13 protein-coding genes, 1 pseudogene and 1 riboswitch are annotated in these 14,383 nt (G+C 67.2%); of the genes and pseudogenes, 4 read left to right on the top strand and 10 right to left on the bottom strand.

Annotated elements, in window-relative coordinates:
* The 3 genes from mtrB to GPX89_RS33075 all read right to left on the bottom strand — a co-directional run.
* Window positions 1-1,486, bottom strand: a 1,486-nt coding sequence (gene mtrB, locus GPX89_RS33085) for an MtrAB system histidine kinase MtrB (protein ID WP_328602569.1), incomplete at its 3' end; no start/stop codon positions are given.
* Window positions 1,483-2,160: an MtrAB system response regulator MtrA gene (gene mtrA / locus GPX89_RS33080; protein WP_033090495.1), complete on the bottom strand. Its 678-nt coding sequence runs from the start codon at window positions 2,158-2,160 to the stop codon at window positions 1,483-1,485. The genes mtrB and mtrA, both read right to left, overlap by 4 nt.
* A gap of 78 nt (window positions 2,161-2,238) precedes the next feature.
* Window positions 2,239-2,886: a dTMP kinase gene (locus GPX89_RS33075; protein ID WP_157391580.1), complete on the bottom strand. Its 648-nt coding sequence runs from the start codon at window positions 2,884-2,886 to the stop codon at window positions 2,239-2,241.
* Window positions 2,887-2,923: 37 nt separating this feature from the next.
* Here GPX89_RS33075 and GPX89_RS33070 point away from each other — a divergent pair, with 37 nt between their 5' ends.
* From GPX89_RS33070 to GPX89_RS33060, 3 genes are all read left to right on the top strand, one after another.
* Window positions 2,924-3,979 carry a glycerophosphodiester phosphodiesterase gene (locus GPX89_RS33070; protein ID WP_157391579.1) on the top strand — a complete coding sequence of 352 codons (1,056 nt, stop codon included), beginning with the start codon at window positions 2,924-2,926 and terminating at the stop codon, window positions 3,977-3,979.
* Between the two features lie 78 nt (window positions 3,980-4,057).
* The gene (locus GPX89_RS33065) at window positions 4,058-4,336 is read left to right on the top strand and encodes a hypothetical protein (protein ID WP_157391578.1); all 279 of its coding nucleotides are present in this window, start codon (window positions 4,058-4,060) and stop codon (window positions 4,334-4,336) included.
* A 142-nt stretch (window positions 4,337-4,478) separates the two neighbouring features.
* The gene (locus GPX89_RS33060; RefSeq protein WP_157391577.1) at window positions 4,479-4,913 is read left to right on the top strand and encodes a hypothetical protein; all 435 of its coding nucleotides are present in this window, start codon (window positions 4,479-4,481) and stop codon (window positions 4,911-4,913) included.
* Between the two features lie 74 nt (window positions 4,914-4,987).
* Here the strand turns inward: GPX89_RS33060 and ahcY are convergent, their stop codons facing one another.
* The 4 genes from ahcY to GPX89_RS33040 form a co-directional block, all read right to left on the bottom strand.
* Entirely contained in the window at window positions 4,988-6,463 is a 1,476-nt protein-coding gene (ahcY, locus tag GPX89_RS33055; protein WP_198347707.1) for an adenosylhomocysteinase, read from the bottom strand.
* Between the two features lie 127 nt (window positions 6,464-6,590).
* Window positions 6,591-7,679, bottom strand: coding sequence for an alkane 1-monooxygenase (locus GPX89_RS33050; RefSeq protein ID WP_235948596.1), 1,089 nt, complete (start codon window positions 7,677-7,679; stop codon window positions 6,591-6,593).
* A gap of 261 nt (window positions 7,680-7,940) precedes the next feature.
* On the bottom strand, window positions 7,941-8,651 hold the full coding sequence (locus GPX89_RS33045; RefSeq protein ID WP_157391575.1) for a response regulator: 711 nt from the start codon (window positions 8,649-8,651) through the stop codon (window positions 7,941-7,943).
* Window positions 8,648-10,222 (bottom strand): sensor histidine kinase, encoded by a 1,575-nt coding sequence (locus GPX89_RS33040; protein WP_328602568.1) that lies wholly within the window; start codon window positions 10,220-10,222, stop codon window positions 8,648-8,650. The genes GPX89_RS33045 and GPX89_RS33040 overlap by 4 nt, the downstream gene beginning before the upstream one ends.
* 106 nt (window positions 10,223-10,328) lie before the next feature.
* Between GPX89_RS33040 and GPX89_RS33035 the strand changes: the two genes are divergently transcribed.
* Window positions 10,329-11,684 carry a cation:dicarboxylate symporter family transporter gene (locus GPX89_RS33035; protein ID WP_157391573.1) on the top strand — a complete coding sequence of 452 codons (1,356 nt, stop codon included), beginning with the start codon at window positions 10,329-10,331 and terminating at the stop codon, window positions 11,682-11,684.
* An 80-nt stretch (window positions 11,685-11,764) separates the two neighbouring features.
* On the opposite strand, the pseudogene GPX89_RS33030 reads toward GPX89_RS33035, so the two are convergent.
* The 3 genes and pseudogenes from GPX89_RS33030 to GPX89_RS33020 all read right to left on the bottom strand — a co-directional run.
* Window positions 11,765-12,214 (bottom strand): annotated as a pseudogene (locus tag GPX89_RS33030) (6,7-dimethyl-8-ribityllumazine synthase); the annotation flags it as partial.
* 74 nt (window positions 12,215-12,288) lie between these two features.
* Window positions 12,289-12,457: riboswitch (FMN riboswitch) on the bottom strand.
* Window positions 12,458-12,507: 50 nt separating this feature from the next.
* The gene (locus tag GPX89_RS33025) at window positions 12,508-13,026 is read right to left on the bottom strand and encodes an NUDIX hydrolase (RefSeq protein WP_328602567.1); all 519 of its coding nucleotides are present in this window, start codon (window positions 13,024-13,026) and stop codon (window positions 12,508-12,510) included.
* Window positions 13,023-14,381 carry a coenzyme F420-0:L-glutamate ligase gene (locus GPX89_RS33020; protein ID WP_157391682.1) on the bottom strand — a complete coding sequence of 453 codons (1,359 nt, stop codon included), beginning with the start codon at window positions 14,379-14,381 and terminating at the stop codon, window positions 13,023-13,025. The genes GPX89_RS33025 and GPX89_RS33020 overlap by 4 nt, the downstream gene beginning before the upstream one ends.
* Between the last annotated feature and the right edge of the window lie 2 nt (window positions 14,382-14,383).

The following is a 14,383-nucleotide window of genomic DNA, read 5'->3' as shown; positions in this document are numbered from 1 at the left end:
CCTCGTGCAGGTTGGCGTCCTCGACGCTGATGGACAGCCCCAGCCCGGTGCCGCCGGAGCGCCGCATGCGCGAGGGGTCCGAACGCCAGAAGCGGTTGAACACCAGCTTCTCCTCGCCCGGGCGCAGGCCGACACCCTGGTCGCGCACCACGATGGCGACGGCATTGGCGTCCGCGTCGCCGCGCATGCGCATGAGCACCGGCTTGCCCTCGCTGTGGTCGATGGCATTGGCGAGCAGGTTTCGCAGCACCCGTTCGACGCGCCGCGGATCCACCTCGGCGACAAGCGGTTCCTCGGGCATGTCCACCACCAGTTCGACGCCGGACTCCTTGGCCAGGTGCCGCACCGTGGAGACCGCGGCCCGCGCGCACATGCGCACGTCCAGCGATTCCACCTGCAGTTCGGCCACACCCGCGTCGTGGCGGCTGATCTCGAGCAGGTCGTTGAGCAATCCTTCGAACCGGTCGAGCTCGTTGACCAGCAGTTCGGCCGAACGCGCCAGCGCCGGGTCCAGGTCGTCGCTGGATCCGTGGATGAGGTCGGCCGCCATGCGCACGGTGGTCAACGGCGTGCGCAGCTCGTGGCTGACGTCGGAGGTGAAGCGTCGCTGCAGATTTCCGAACTCCTCGAGTTGGGTGATCTGGTTGGACAGGCTCTCGGCCATTTCGTTGAACGACATGGCCAGCCTGGCCATGTCGTCCTCACCGCGCACCAGCATGCGCTCTTTGAGGCGTCCGTCGGCGAAACGACTCGCGATGCGCGCCGCGGATCGGATGGGCAGCACCACCTGCCGGGTCACCAGCGCGGTGATGGCGGCCAGCAACACCAGCAGCACGATGCCGCCGATGAGCATGGTGCCGCGCATGAGGCCCAGGCTGCGCTGCTCATTGCTGAGCGGGAAGATCAGATAGATCTCGAGCGAATCGATATCGGCCGAGGGGCTGCCGATGATCAGCGCCGACCCCTTGTACCCATCCGGGCTGGAGACGGTCGCGAACTGATAGGAGACCTGCCGCTGCTTGACGAATTGGCGCAGCTCGCTGGGGATCTCCTGAATCGAGCCGGAGGTGATCTCCTGCCCGCTGTCCCCGGTCATGGCCAGCGCCGCCTCGTAACTGCCTGCGGCGCCGCCACTTTGGGTCCCGCCGGCGCTGTTGAACAGCGCGCGGCGGGCGTCGTCCAGACGGCTCTGCTGGGTGCCCGAATCGTGCACACCGGTCAGTTGGTTCTGAACGGTGTTGCGGGCGCGACCCATTTCCTCCACGGCCGCGTTGATCTTCGCGTCCAACAACCGGTCGGTGATCTGACTCGTGAGCACGACGCCCAGAATCGTGATGACGATCAGCGACAGGGTGAGCGTGGACACGACAACACGCAGCTGCAGCGAACGCCGCCAAACATGGCCCAGTTGCTCGCCGAGATTGCGGAACCAGGCCACCACTACCGCCAGCCACCGCTGAACGCGGTTTCTGGAGCCAGCGATCACGGCGGTCCGGCCTTGTAGCCCACACCTCGGACGGTCAAGACGATCTCAGGGTTCTCCGGATCCTTCTCCACCTTGGCGCGCAACCGCTGCACGTGCACGTTGACCAGGCGGGTGTCGGCGGCATGCCGGTAACCCCAGACCTGTTCGAGCAGCACCTCGCGGGTGAACACCTGGCGCGGCTTGCGGGCCAGCGCCACCAGCAGATCGAACTCCAGTGGAGTCAGCGAGATCTGCGCACCGCCGCGGGTCACCTTGTGCGCGGGCACGTCGATGACGATGTCGGCGATGGAGAGCAGCTCCTGCGGCTCCTCCTCGGTGCGGCGCAGGCGAGCCCGCACCCGAGCCACCAGTTCCTTCGGCTTGAACGGCTTGACGATGTAATCGTCGGCGCCGCTTTCCAAACCCAGGACGACGTCGACCGTGTCGGTCTTCGCCGTCAGCATCACGATGGGTACACCCGAGTCGGCTCGCAACACCCGGCACACATCGATGCCGTTCATGCCGGGCAGCATGAGGTCGAGCAACACGAGATCCGGGCGCAGCTCCCGGACCGCGGTGAGCGCCTGCGTGCCGTCACCGACGACGTGGGGGTCGAAACCCTCACCGCGCAAGACGATCGTGAGCATCTCCGCGAGAGCCATATCGTCGTCGACGACCAGAATCTTCGGCTTCATAACGTCTAGTTTGTCACCTCTCCGGCTCTGATTCGGCCGCCACGCCAACACTCGTGACCTGTCGGCGCACATCCAACCCTATCCAGCAACAATTTCCGCGAGGCGCGCGGTAAGTGTTGCCGGTTCGTCACCGGTCCGATGCACCCACCAGGCTCCGCGCCAGTTGATTTCGGCCAGCTCACGATAGACAGTACCGGTGCGGCGCTGCAGTCCACCGTCTTTCTCGTAGGAGTCCAGCGCGCGGGCGGTGTCGGCCGCGCCGCGCCGCCGAGCGCGCTCCTCCGCCACATCAACCGGGACGTCCAGCAGAATCTGGACATCCGGGGCAGGCAATCCGAACCGCTCGAACTCCAATTCCTCGATCCAGGCCACGATTTCACCGTGCGCGTCCTGCTCGGTCCGGGCGGCGGAGTAGGCGGCGTTGGAAGCGACGTAGCGGTCGAGTAGCACGATGTCGTTGTCCGCCAGCAGTTTCGAGAGTTCGTCGCGCGCCTCGGCGCGGTCGAGAGCGAACAGCAGCGCCATGGCGTTCACAGACTGAGCGGTATCTCCATGGCCGCCGCGCAGCGCCTCGGCGGCGAGGTCGGCGTGCACGGAGACGCCGTAGCGCGGGAAGGCGAGGGTGGCGACCCGCAGGCCGCGGGCGGTCAGGCCGGCGACGACGGCATCGGTCAGCGTGCGCTTGCCCGCGCCGTCGAGACCTTCTATCGCGACCAGTACACCCATGAGAGGGAGACTACCCAATGGTCGCTATAGTCCGCCCATGACTTCCGATGGCGTCAAGTCTTCCCAGTTCAAGCGCGCTTTTGCAGTCTTGGGAGTCGCGGTTGCGGCCGTCGTGTCGACCGCCTGCGGCAGCGGTTCCAGTGACAAGGACACCACCCCCGCCGCCCCGGCGGCCGACGCCGGCCGCCCCTTCGATCTCCAGGCCCACCGCGGCGGTCGCGGCATGACCATCGAGGAATCCCTGCCCGGCTTCGCCAAGGCCATCGAACTGGGCGTCTCCACACTGGAACTCGACATCGTCCTGAGCAAGGACAGGGTCCCGCTCATCTGGCACGATCCGGTCATCCAGGCCGAGAAGTGCACCGACACCGCCCCGGCCGCTCCCGGCGATCCGCAGTACCCCTACGTCGGCAAGGTGATTCACGACCTCACCTACGACCAGATCCACACCCTCGACTGCGGCAAGAAGCTCGCGGGATTCCCGGACGCGCAGGAGCTTCCGGGCAACAAGATCGCCAAGCTGCCGGAGCTGTTCGATCTGGTGAAGACCTACCCGGGCGCGTTCGAGGCGCTGCGCTACAACGTGGAGACCAAGGTCGAGGCCGAGCACCCCGAACAGTCCGCCACCCCCGACGAATTCGTGGACGTCATTCTCGACGCGGTCACGGCGGCCGGAGCCACCCGGAGGGTCGAGATCCAATCCTTCGACTGGCGCAGCCTGCCGCTGGTGAAGGCGAGGAATTCGAGCATTCCGACCGTGGCGCTCTATGACGCCACCACGTTCGTACCGAACAGTCCGTGGCTCGGCCCGATTCGCTACGAGAATCACGCGGGCGACGCCCTGGGCGCGATCAAGGCTCTGGGCGCGGACATTTCGTCGCCGGATCACCAGCTGTCCGACGTCACGGCCGAATACGTCGCCAAGGCCCACCGTCTCGGCCTCGAGGTCGTGCCCTGGACGGTGAACGACAAGGACAGCATCGGCAAGACCCTCGATATGGGCGTGGATGGCCTCATCACCGACTACCCGAATCGCGCCCGGGAAGTCATGCGGGACAAGGGCTATCCGCTGCCCGAGTCGTTCCGCAAGTAACCTGCGCAAATCCGAAACGGATGTCATTCAATTCTTGTAGGGTCCGAGCCACAACTCCCCCTGCAAGGAGAGCACCTGATGAAGTCCCGCTTCACCTACACCCTGGCCGCCGCCGCGGTCACCGCCGCCGCCCTTTCCACGGCGGGCACCGCGGCCGCGGACCCGGTTTCCCTCGACCCCGTAGCCAACTCCGGCTCCTCCCTCATCCCCTCGGGCTCCTCCGTCCCCTCCGGCTCCGGCGGCTCGGGCTCGAGCAATGTGCTCGGCACCGGCTCCAGCGCCAGCGAACTCATCAACGCCACCCTCTGCACGCTCCAGGGCAAGCAGTGGGTCCCGGTCCTCGACATCTGCGTCTGACCCCACCACCCGCCGCACGGACGCGCCGCCGACTCCGACGAGTCGGCGGCGCACCAATTTTCGAGCCCCCGGAAATACGGGCCACTTTCTGAAACATGTTTCTTTTACAATCGCCGGAACGTTCCACCATCGAGGAGACCCGATGAAACACGCTCCGGCGCAACGCCTCTCGACCCTGCTGCTCACCGGCCTGGCCGCGAGCGCCCTCGCGACCGGCACCGCGTCCGCGGATCCGCCGCCCGCACAGTCGGCGACACCGATCGCCGCCTGCAACACCGGGTCCAGCGCGCCGAGCAGTGCGATCCAGAACGGCCTCGGCGGCAATCTGGGCGCTTTCCTGTGGCCGCTGGAGAACGCGATCACGTGCCTGACGAGCGGCAGTTCCGGCACGACCAGCGCCGCCGCTCCCGTCGTGGCGACAGATTCGGGCTCGGGCACCGGATCGGCGGGTACGGGGTCCTCTGCCCTGAGCTCCGCACTGAACACCGGATCTCATCAAGTCCTGTGCGCGACGGTGGACCCGTCCTGGGCGAACAGCTTGGGGTGCGGCCTGCCGCCGTCCGGGCCCTGGGCCTAGCCGCCCGATAACGAGATTCGGCCGGTCACCCGTGGGTGACCGGCCGAATCTTCAGTTGCTACAGCGGGTTCGGCTCAGTAGCGGTAGTGGTCCGGCTTGAACGGGCCCTCCACGTCCACGCCGATGTACTCGGCCTGGTCCTTGGTGAGCTTGGTCAGGGTGCCGCCCAGGGCCTCGACGTGGATCTTGGCGACCTTCTCGTCGAGGTGCTTGGGGAGGCGGTAGACCTCGTTGTCGTACTCGTCGGGCTTGGTCCACAGCTCGATCTGCGCGATGACCTGGTTGGAGAACGAGTTCGACATGACGAACGACGGGTGGCCGGTGGCGTTGCCCAGGTTGAGCAGGCGGCCCTCGGACAGCACGATGATCGACTTGCCCGACTCCTTGAACGTCCACAGGTCGACCTGCGGCTTGATGTTCAGCCGGTCCGCGCCCGAGCGCTCCAGGGCGGCCATGTCGATCTCGTTGTCGAAGTGGCCGATATTGCCCAGGATGGCCTGGTCCTTCATCGCCTTCATGTGGTCGAGCAGGATGATGTCCTTGTTGCCCGTGGAGGTGATGACGATGTCGGCGTCGCCGATCGCCTGCTCCACGGTCACCACATCGAAGCCGTCCATCAGCGCCTGCAGGGCGTTGATCGGGTCGATCTCGGTTACCTGCACGCGCGCGCCCTGCCCGGCCATCGACTCCGCGCAGCCCTTGCCCACGTCGCCGTAGCCGCAGATCAGCACCTTCTTGCCGCCGATGAGCACGTCGGTGCCGCGGTTGATGCCGTCGATGAGCGAGTGGCGGGTGCCGTACTTGTTGTCGAACTTCGACTTGGTGACCGAGTCGTTGACGTTGATCGCCGGGAACGACAGCTCACCCGCGGCCGCGAACTGGTACAGCCGCAGCACGCCGGTGGTGGTCTCCTCGGTGACGCCCTTGACCGAGTCGGCGATCTTGCCCCACTTGGTGGCGTCGGCTTCGAGGCTGGCGCGCAACAGGTTCAGGAACACCTTGAACTCGGCCGAGTGGGTCTCGTCCTCGGGCGGCACCACGCCGGCCTTCTCGTACTGCGCACCGCGCAGCACCAGCATGGTGGCGTCACCGCCGTCGTCGAGGATCATGTTGGCCGGCTCGCCCGGCCAGGTCAGCATCTGCTCGGCGGCCCACCAGTACTCCTCGAGCGTCTCGCCCTTCCAGGCGAAAACCGGAGTGCCCTTGGGCTCGTCGACGGTGCCGTGCGGACCGACCACGACCGCGGCGGCCGCGTGGTCCTGGGTGGAGAAGATGTTGCAGGAGGCCCAGCGGACCTCCGCACCGAGGGAGACCAGGGTCTCGATGAGCACGGCGGTCTGCACGGTCATGTGCAGCGAGCCCGAGATGCGCGCGCCGCGCAGCGGCTGCACATCGTGGTACTCGCGCCGCAGCGCCATCAGGCCCGGCATCTCGTGCTCGGCGAGCCGAATCTCCTTGCGGCCGAACTCGGCCAGGGACAGGTCCGCCACCTTGTAATCGATCCCGTTGCGGACGTCGGGGGTCATCATGCTGGACACAGCGGTCGTCATCTGCCTCTCCATGGTCGGCTGCTTGGCGCTAAGGCTAGTCGGTCCGGCCTGGTGCCCCCACGCGACGGCCGACGTGCGTACAGCGTACGCACGTCGGTGGCGTTTTGTCGATCCTCGAATACGCGGGTCAGGCGGCGGCCGGGAAGTCGTACTCGGCGAGGATGCGGTCCCGCTTGCGGGGTTGGATATTGGCGCGGCTGACGTCACCCGCGTAGTGCTCGAGCAGCCGCGAGTCCATCACGTACCGCCACAGCGGCGGGAACAAGGCCAGCAAAATCATGGTGGCGTAGCCCGCGGGCAGCTGCGGAGCCTCCTCGGAGGTGCGCAAAGTCTGGTACCGGCGTCCAGGATTGGCGTGGTGGTCGCTGTGCCGCTGCAGGTGGAACAGGAAGATATTGGTGACCAGACGGTCGCTGTTCCAGCTGTCGCGCGGGGAGCAGCGAGCCCAGCCGCCATTGGGCCGCCTGCGCCGCAGCAGACCGTAATGCTCTACGTAGTTCACCGTTTCGAGCAACGCCGCGCCGATCACGGCCTGCAGCAACAGATACGGCAGGATCGCCCAGCCGAAAACCGCCAGCAACGTTCCGAACAGGACCACGGTCATGCTCCACGCCTGCAGGATGTGGTTGTGGACACTGAACCATCGGCGTCCCTTGCGCCGCAGCCGCTCGCCCTCCAGCCGGATTGCGGAACGGAAGCCGCCGATCACGCTGCGCGGCAGGAACTCCCACAGCGACTCCCCCATCCGCGCGCTCGCCGGATCGTCCGGCGTGGCGACGCGGGCGTGGTGGCCCTTGTTGTGCTCGACGAAGAAGTGACCGTAAGCCGATTGCGCCAGCGCCATTTTCGACAGCCAGCGCTCCAGCCGCTCCACCCGGTGGCCGAGTTCGTGCGCGGCATTGATACCGATGCCGCTGACGAATCCGAGCGTGGCCGCCAATCCGAGTTTGTTCCAGATCGACAGGTCGTGACCGGCCCACATATAGGCGGCAAGGCCCAGACCGACCAGTTGAACCGGCAGGAACATGAAGGTGCACCACCGGTAATACCGGTCGTTGGAGAGTAATTCGTAGTCTTCGTCGCGCGGATTGTTGCCGTCTTCCCCGACGACCCAGTCCAGCACCGGAATGACGATCAGGACGATGATCGGCCCGATCCACCAGAACACCGTCGCCTTGGTGTACAGCACCAACTGCGACGGCAACAACGCACTCATGGGTGCGACCAACCCCAGCACCCACAGGTGGCGTTTTGGATCCGGCGAACCTGACCGTTTGCCGACCATTTGCACTATTGCCCCGCTAATCAGAAACCTCATCGACTATCGCGCTACATATCTTGGAACTTAGCCCCTGTTACAGCACGCCGCCGGACCAAAAGGTGGCAACTGTTACATCATGAGCAGTCGGTTCTCGTGCAGCTGCCCGTGTGGCACCGGTCACTTGACCCCTTTGGCAAACCGGCGGCATAACCCCAATCAGCGCAACCACACATATCGCACCTGTGGCCGCCCAGTTCGACCGTAGTCGGTCCGGCGTTCCACCACGCCGTCTTCGGCCAGACGCTCCAGGTATCGCCACGCCGTCACCCGCGAGACGCCGACCGCGCGGCCCGCCTCACCGGCCGACAGCCCCTCCCGGGCGGCCCGCACCGCGCGCGACACCTCGTCCATGGTCTGGGGCGCAATACCTTTCGGTAATGTCGCGCGCTGGTCGGGCGTGCGCAGCACACCGAAGGCCCGATCGATGTCCTGCTGCGAGACCGCCGCCTCCCCGGCCGGCAGCGCCGCCCGGTATTCGAGATAGCGGTCCAGCTTCTCGCGGAAGGCCGCAAAGGTGAAGGGTTTCAACAGATACAGCACCACGCCGTGCGAGACGGCGGCGCGCACCATGGCCAGATCCCGGGCGGAGGTGACGGCGATGACGTCCGGCCGCGGCCGCAGCCCGGCCAGCGCCGCCGCGACCGCGAGGCCGCTCATATCCGGCAAGCCGATATCCATCAGTACCAAATCGACGGGCACGCCGGAAGATTGTGACCTTTTCGCGATCGAGAGGGCGTCGCGGCCGGAATGGACCACGCCGACCACATCGAAGCCCTGCAACCGCTCCACGTAGGACCGGTGCGCCGCAGCGATTTTCGGCTCGTCCTCGACGATCAGTACTCGAATCCGGTGACGTGGGGTGGTCATCGCGCGAACCTCACGATCACCGCGGATTCCGGTTCCCGCCTTGCCCGTAGCTCACCGCCGTGCCGGGCGACCAGTCTGCGCACCAGCGCCAGCCCGAGCCCGTGATGATCGGTCTTGGTCGAATACCCGCGCTCGGTGGCCCGGGTGAACAGCTCCTCGGACATGCCCGGCCCGCTGTCGGCCACCCGCACGAACAGCTCCGACTCGTCGCGGCGCACGGTCACCTCCACCCACGCGTCCTCGTCGTGCCCGACTTCGTCGAGCGCGTTGTCTATGAGATTGCCCAGCAGCGTGACCATCTCGTGCGGGGTGAGCGGATCGGTGGTGTCGAGCAGGGTGTCGCCGGTGACGGTCAACTCGACCCCGTATTCGGCCGCCTGCTCCACCTTGCCCAGCAGCAGCGCCACCACCGCGGGTTCGGCCACCGCGCCGGTGAGCCGGTCGATGAGCACCTGGGAGAGTTCGAGTTCCGCGGTCGCGAAGTTCACGGCCTCGCGGGAACGGCCCAGTTCCACCATGGTGACGACGGTGTGCAGCCGGTTCGCCGCCTCGTGCGCCTGCGCGCGCAGGGATTCCGCGAAGCCCCGCACCGAGTCCAATTCGCCCAGCACGTCCCGCAATTCGGTGTGATCGCGCAGGGTCAGCACGGTCCCGATGCGGCGGCCGTCGTGCTCGACCACGTCCTGGTTCACCACCAGCACCCGCTCCGGGGTCACGTGCATCTCGTCGCGGACGACCCCGGTTCCCAAGCGCTGCAACGACACCGGCAGATCCGAGCGGGTGATCGGACCCTCCGGCAGATCCAGTAGCAAGCGGGCCTGGTCGTTGACGACCTCGGCGTGTTCATCGGACTTGTCGAACACCAGCAACCCTTCGTGAATCGAGTGCAGCACCGCGTCGTGGTGCTCGTACATGGCCCGCAGCTCGCTCGGCCCCAGCCCGTGCGTCTGCCGTAACAGCCTGCGCCGCAACAACAGCGAGCTGAGGGTGGCCAGCACCAGCCCGCCCGCGGCGGCGAGCAGGATGAGCGGCAGCTGCTGGCGCACCTGGACCCAGATGTGCGTCCGGGTGACACCGGCCGACACGAGTGCGATGATCCGGCCGCTCTCGTCCCGGACCGGCGTCACCGCGCGAATCGAGGGACCCAGTGTGCCGGTATAGGTCTCGGTGAACGTCTCGCCCGCCAGCGCCCGATCGATATTGCCGCTGAAGGGTTTCCCGATCCGGTCGGGCTCGGTGTGGGTGTAGCGGGTCCGGTCGGGGGCCATCACCACGATGAAGTCCATGCCGGTGTCGATGCGGATGGCCTCGGTCACCGGCTGCAGCATCGCGGTCGGATCCGGGCTCCGCACACCGGCGAGGGTCGAGGGCGACTGCGCCACCGCCACCGCGATATCGACGACCTCCGCGCGGGTGGCGTCGTCCTGCACCCGGCGGGTCTGCAGCACCGCGAGCACCGCCCCCGCGGCGATCACCACCGCCAGCACCAGCACCTGCACCACGAACACCTGCCCGGCCAGGGTGCGCCGGGCCGCGCCCTTCCGGCCGACACGGGCGTTGCGACCTCTCACGACTCCTCCGGGTACTTCATGAACATAATTTACGAAACAGTGACGGCCGTCACTCCGCCAACCAAGATTCTGTGCTGAACACCCCACCCCGGAGGCACCGAACACGATGAGCGAAACCACAACACGACAGCGCCGAGACCGTACCCACTGGCTGTACCTGGCCGTCATCGCGGCCGTCGTCGCGGGCGTTCTGGTCGGCTGGCTGGCTCCGGGTTTCGGCAAGAGCGTCGGCGAGCTCGGCACGATCTTCGTGAACTTGATCAAGATGATGATCGCCCCGGTCATCTTCTGCACCATCGTGCTGGGCATCGGTTCGGTCCGCGCGGCCGCCAAGGTCGGCAAGGTGGGCGGCCTGGCCATCGGCTACTTCCTCGTCATGTCGACGGTGGCGCTCGGAATCGGCCTGCTGGTCGGCAACCTGCTGCATCCCGGCTCGGGCCTCAATGTCGCCGCGCACGCCAAGGAGATCACCAAGTACGCGACCGACGCCAAGGCGGCGGGCGGCACCTGGCAGTTCCTCGAGGACATCGTCCCGACCTCGCTGCTGTCCTCGCTGACCTCGGGCAAGGTGCTGCAGGCGCTGTTCGTGGCGCTGCTGGTGGGCTTCGGCCTCCAGGCCATGGGCAGTGCGGGCGAGCCGATCCTGCGCGGGGTGGCCTCGGTGCAGAAGCTGGTGTTCCGGATCCTGACCATGATCCTGTGGCTGGCCCCGATCGGCGCGTTCGGCGCGATGGCGAACGTGGTGGCGCGCACCGGGCTCGACGCGGTCAAGCAGCTGGCCCTGCTGATGGTCGCGTTCTACCTGACCTGCATCGTGTTCATCTTCGGCGTCCTCGGCATCCTGCTGCGCGCGGTCACCGGCAACTCCATCTTCAAGCTGGTCCGCTACCTGGCCCGCGAGTACCTGCTCATCTTCGCCACCTCGTCCTCGGAATCGGCCCTGCCGCGGCTGATCGCCAAGATGGAGCACGTCGGCGTGGACCGCACCACCGTGGGTGTGGTGGTGCCGACCGGCTATTCGTTCAACCTCGACGGCACCGCCATCTACCTGACCATGGCGACGCTGTTCGTGGCCGACGCGATGGGCAAGCCGCTGTCCTGGCACGAGCAGATCGGCCTGCTGCTGTTCATGATCGTGGCCTCCAAGGGCGCGGCCGGCGTCACCGGCGCGGGCCTGGCCACGCTGGCCGGCGGCCTGCAGTCCCACCGCCCCGAACTATTGGACGGCGTCGGCCTGATCGTCGGCATCGACCGGTTCATGTCCGAAGCCCGTGCGCTGACCAACTTCTCGGGCAACGCGGTCGCCACGCTGCTGGTGGGCACCTGGACCAAGACCATCGATCCGGCCCGGGTGACCGCGGTCCTCAACCGCGAGATCCCCTTCGACGAGTCGACCATGGTCGACGACCACGCGGGCGCCGAGACCGGCAAGCCCGCCGACAAAGACCTGGTTCCCGCCTGACCCCAACCCCTGGGCGGAACCGGGACCGCCGGAATATTTTCCCCCCGTATATTCCGGCGGAACCCGCACAGACCCTGGTGCTAGACGTGAACAGCGTCCAGCGCCAGGGTCGCGGCGATGGCATTGGCCAGCTCCGCGCCCTTCACTTCGAAATGCCGGGTGAAGTAGGTCAGATGCTCACCGTGCTCATGGAAGTGATGCGGGGTGAGAACAGCGGAGAACACCGGCACATCGGTCTCGAGCTGGACCCGCATCAGCGCATCGACCACGGTCGAGGCCACGAAATCGTGGCGGTAGATACCGCCGTCCACGACCAGTGCGAGACCGGCGACGGCCGCGTAGCGGCCACTGTTCGCCAATCGCTTGACCTGCAAAGGAATTTCGAAAGCGCCGGGCACCTCGATCACCTCGATCTCGGCGTACCCCCGCTCGGCCAGGCCGGCCTTGGCCGCCTCGACCGCCTTGTCGACGATCTCGCTGTGCCAGCGCGCGGCGACCAGAGCGATGCGATTCGGATTGGGTGACATTGGGGATTCCTCCTGTTCGCGATGTCACCCAGGGCAAAACGCGAACAGGCCCATCCGCGCGAGCGGATACGCCGGTCCCGCGTTCTCTTTCATCCGGACTGTGACCGTCGGCTCCGGGATCACACCGGAATCTGCTCGACCCACTAGATTCTGGGAACCGTGTGGCGCTCGCGGGCTCGTGCGTTCCGGATCGGTCCGGATGCCATTACCGCCGGTGGGGAATTCCACCCCGCCCTGAGAACGTGTACTACCGGACAGTAACACGGGGCCCCAGGGCGGGGAAGGGATGGATTCACTCAGCGCAAAAGGACATCGGCATCGGCGGGCAGCCCGTCCACCGGCCACCAGGCCAGATCCGTGGACTCCGAACTGCGCACCGGCACAGCGCCTTGCGGGGCAACGATTTTGAACAGCAGATCGAGGTGGCGGGTGGGCACGCCGAGCGAGCAGGTGATCGGATGGGCCTGCGCCCCGTACAGCCCGGGCTCGAGCACCAGGCCCTCGATTCCGGACTCCTCGGTGGCCTCCCGCAGCGCGGCCGCCGCGACCGAATCGTCGGATTCCTCGCAGTGCCCGCCCAATTGGATCCACCGGCCGACTCGCGGATGCAAGGTCAGCAGCACCTGGCTCTCGTCATGGGACAGCACGATGGCCGAGGCTGTGATGTGCCCGGCCGCGTGCTCGCGCAGGCACCCGCGCGGCGCGGAACCCAGGAACGCCAGCATGGCCTCCCGGATCGACTGCTCCGGACCCGTTGCCGGATCCCAGGTTTCGAGCAGTTCGGTGGCCGACTTGTGCAGCGACTCCGCGCTCACAGCTCGACCAGCCCGATCCCGGCCTCCCGCGCCTCGCGCGGTGCGATCTCGTCGAGGGGATACCCGATGGCGATGGCGCCCAGCGGATTCCAGTCCGCCTCCAGCCCGAGCACCTCGCGGGTGACCTCCGGCGCGAAGATGGTGGACCCGATCCAGCAGCTGCCCACGCCCCGCACGGCCAGCGACACCAGCAGACCCTGCACGGCCGCGCCGACGGCCACGGTGAACATGGTCTGCTCCGCAGCGTGCCGCGTCTCGTCCGGATAGTCGTGCGCCCCGTCGGGCACACAGAACGGAATGATGATCTCCGGAGCGTCGAAGAGTATGCGCCCGCGGGCGACTCGCTTCTCGATGCTCTCGGCGGACTTCCCGTCCCCGGCCAGATCCACCCGCCACTTCTCGGCCATGGCCTCGAGCAGCTGCTCGCGCAGCCCGCGCTTGCGCACCCAGACGAACCGGACGGGCCGGGTGTGATGCGGCGCGGGAGCGGTGAGCCCGGCGGCCACCGCCTCCCGAATGAGCTCCGGCTCGACGGGGACGTCGGCGAACTGCCGCACCGAACGGCGCAGCGGCACCGCCTGTTTGCGCCCGAGCTCGAGGGACTCCTCGGTCCCCAGCCAGAACAGATCGTCCTCCCCGCGCCGTGGCAGATCCGCCGCGCTGGACCCGTCGTCGGTGTAGTCGAATCCGCGCACCACCGCGATCGGCACCCCGCCCAGCTTGCCCTTCACCAGGTCCGCGGCGGCGGCCAGTTCGTCGGCGATCGCGACCAGCGTGACGTGCAGTTCATTGCCCTGCCCGTCCACCGCGCCGTTGTAGTCGTGCAGCACCCGCAGCCCGGAAGACCCGATGGCGGCGTCGATCTGGCCGTTGCGCCAGGCCCGGCCCATGGTGTCGGTGATGACGACCGCGACCTGCACGCCCAGCCGCTCGGCGAGGGCGGCGCGCAGCGCCTTGGCGGACTCGTCCGGATCCACCGGCAGCAGCACCAGTTCGCCCCGCTCGACATTCGACCCGTCGACGCCCGAGGCCGCCTGCACGATGCCGAGCCGGTTCTCCGTTATCAGGGTGCGGTTCTTGCGCGCCAGCACCCGCACCGATTCCTCCAGCACGAGCTTCCGCCGCGCGGCGTCGCGTTCGTCCGGATCCTCCGGCGCCACGACGATGCGCCCCTCGACCTTCGACACGATCTTGCTGGTCACCACCAGCACATCCCCGTCACGCAGCCAAGACGCCTGCGCCGCAATGGCTTCGGCGAGATCGTCGCCCGGCCGGAACTCGGGCAGGCCGGTGACGGGCAGGATGCGCAGTTCGCCGCCGGCGGCGTGATCGGCGAGCGGGTTCACGGAATCCATTG

It is taken from the genome of Nocardia terrae (assembly GCF_009760405.1).
In the GTDB taxonomy this organism is placed as follows: Bacteria; Actinomycetota; Actinomycetes; order Mycobacteriales; family Mycobacteriaceae; genus Nocardia; species Nocardia terrae.
Note: the sequence above shows the minus strand (reverse complement) of the source record. Positions and strands in the feature narration are given on the sequence as shown.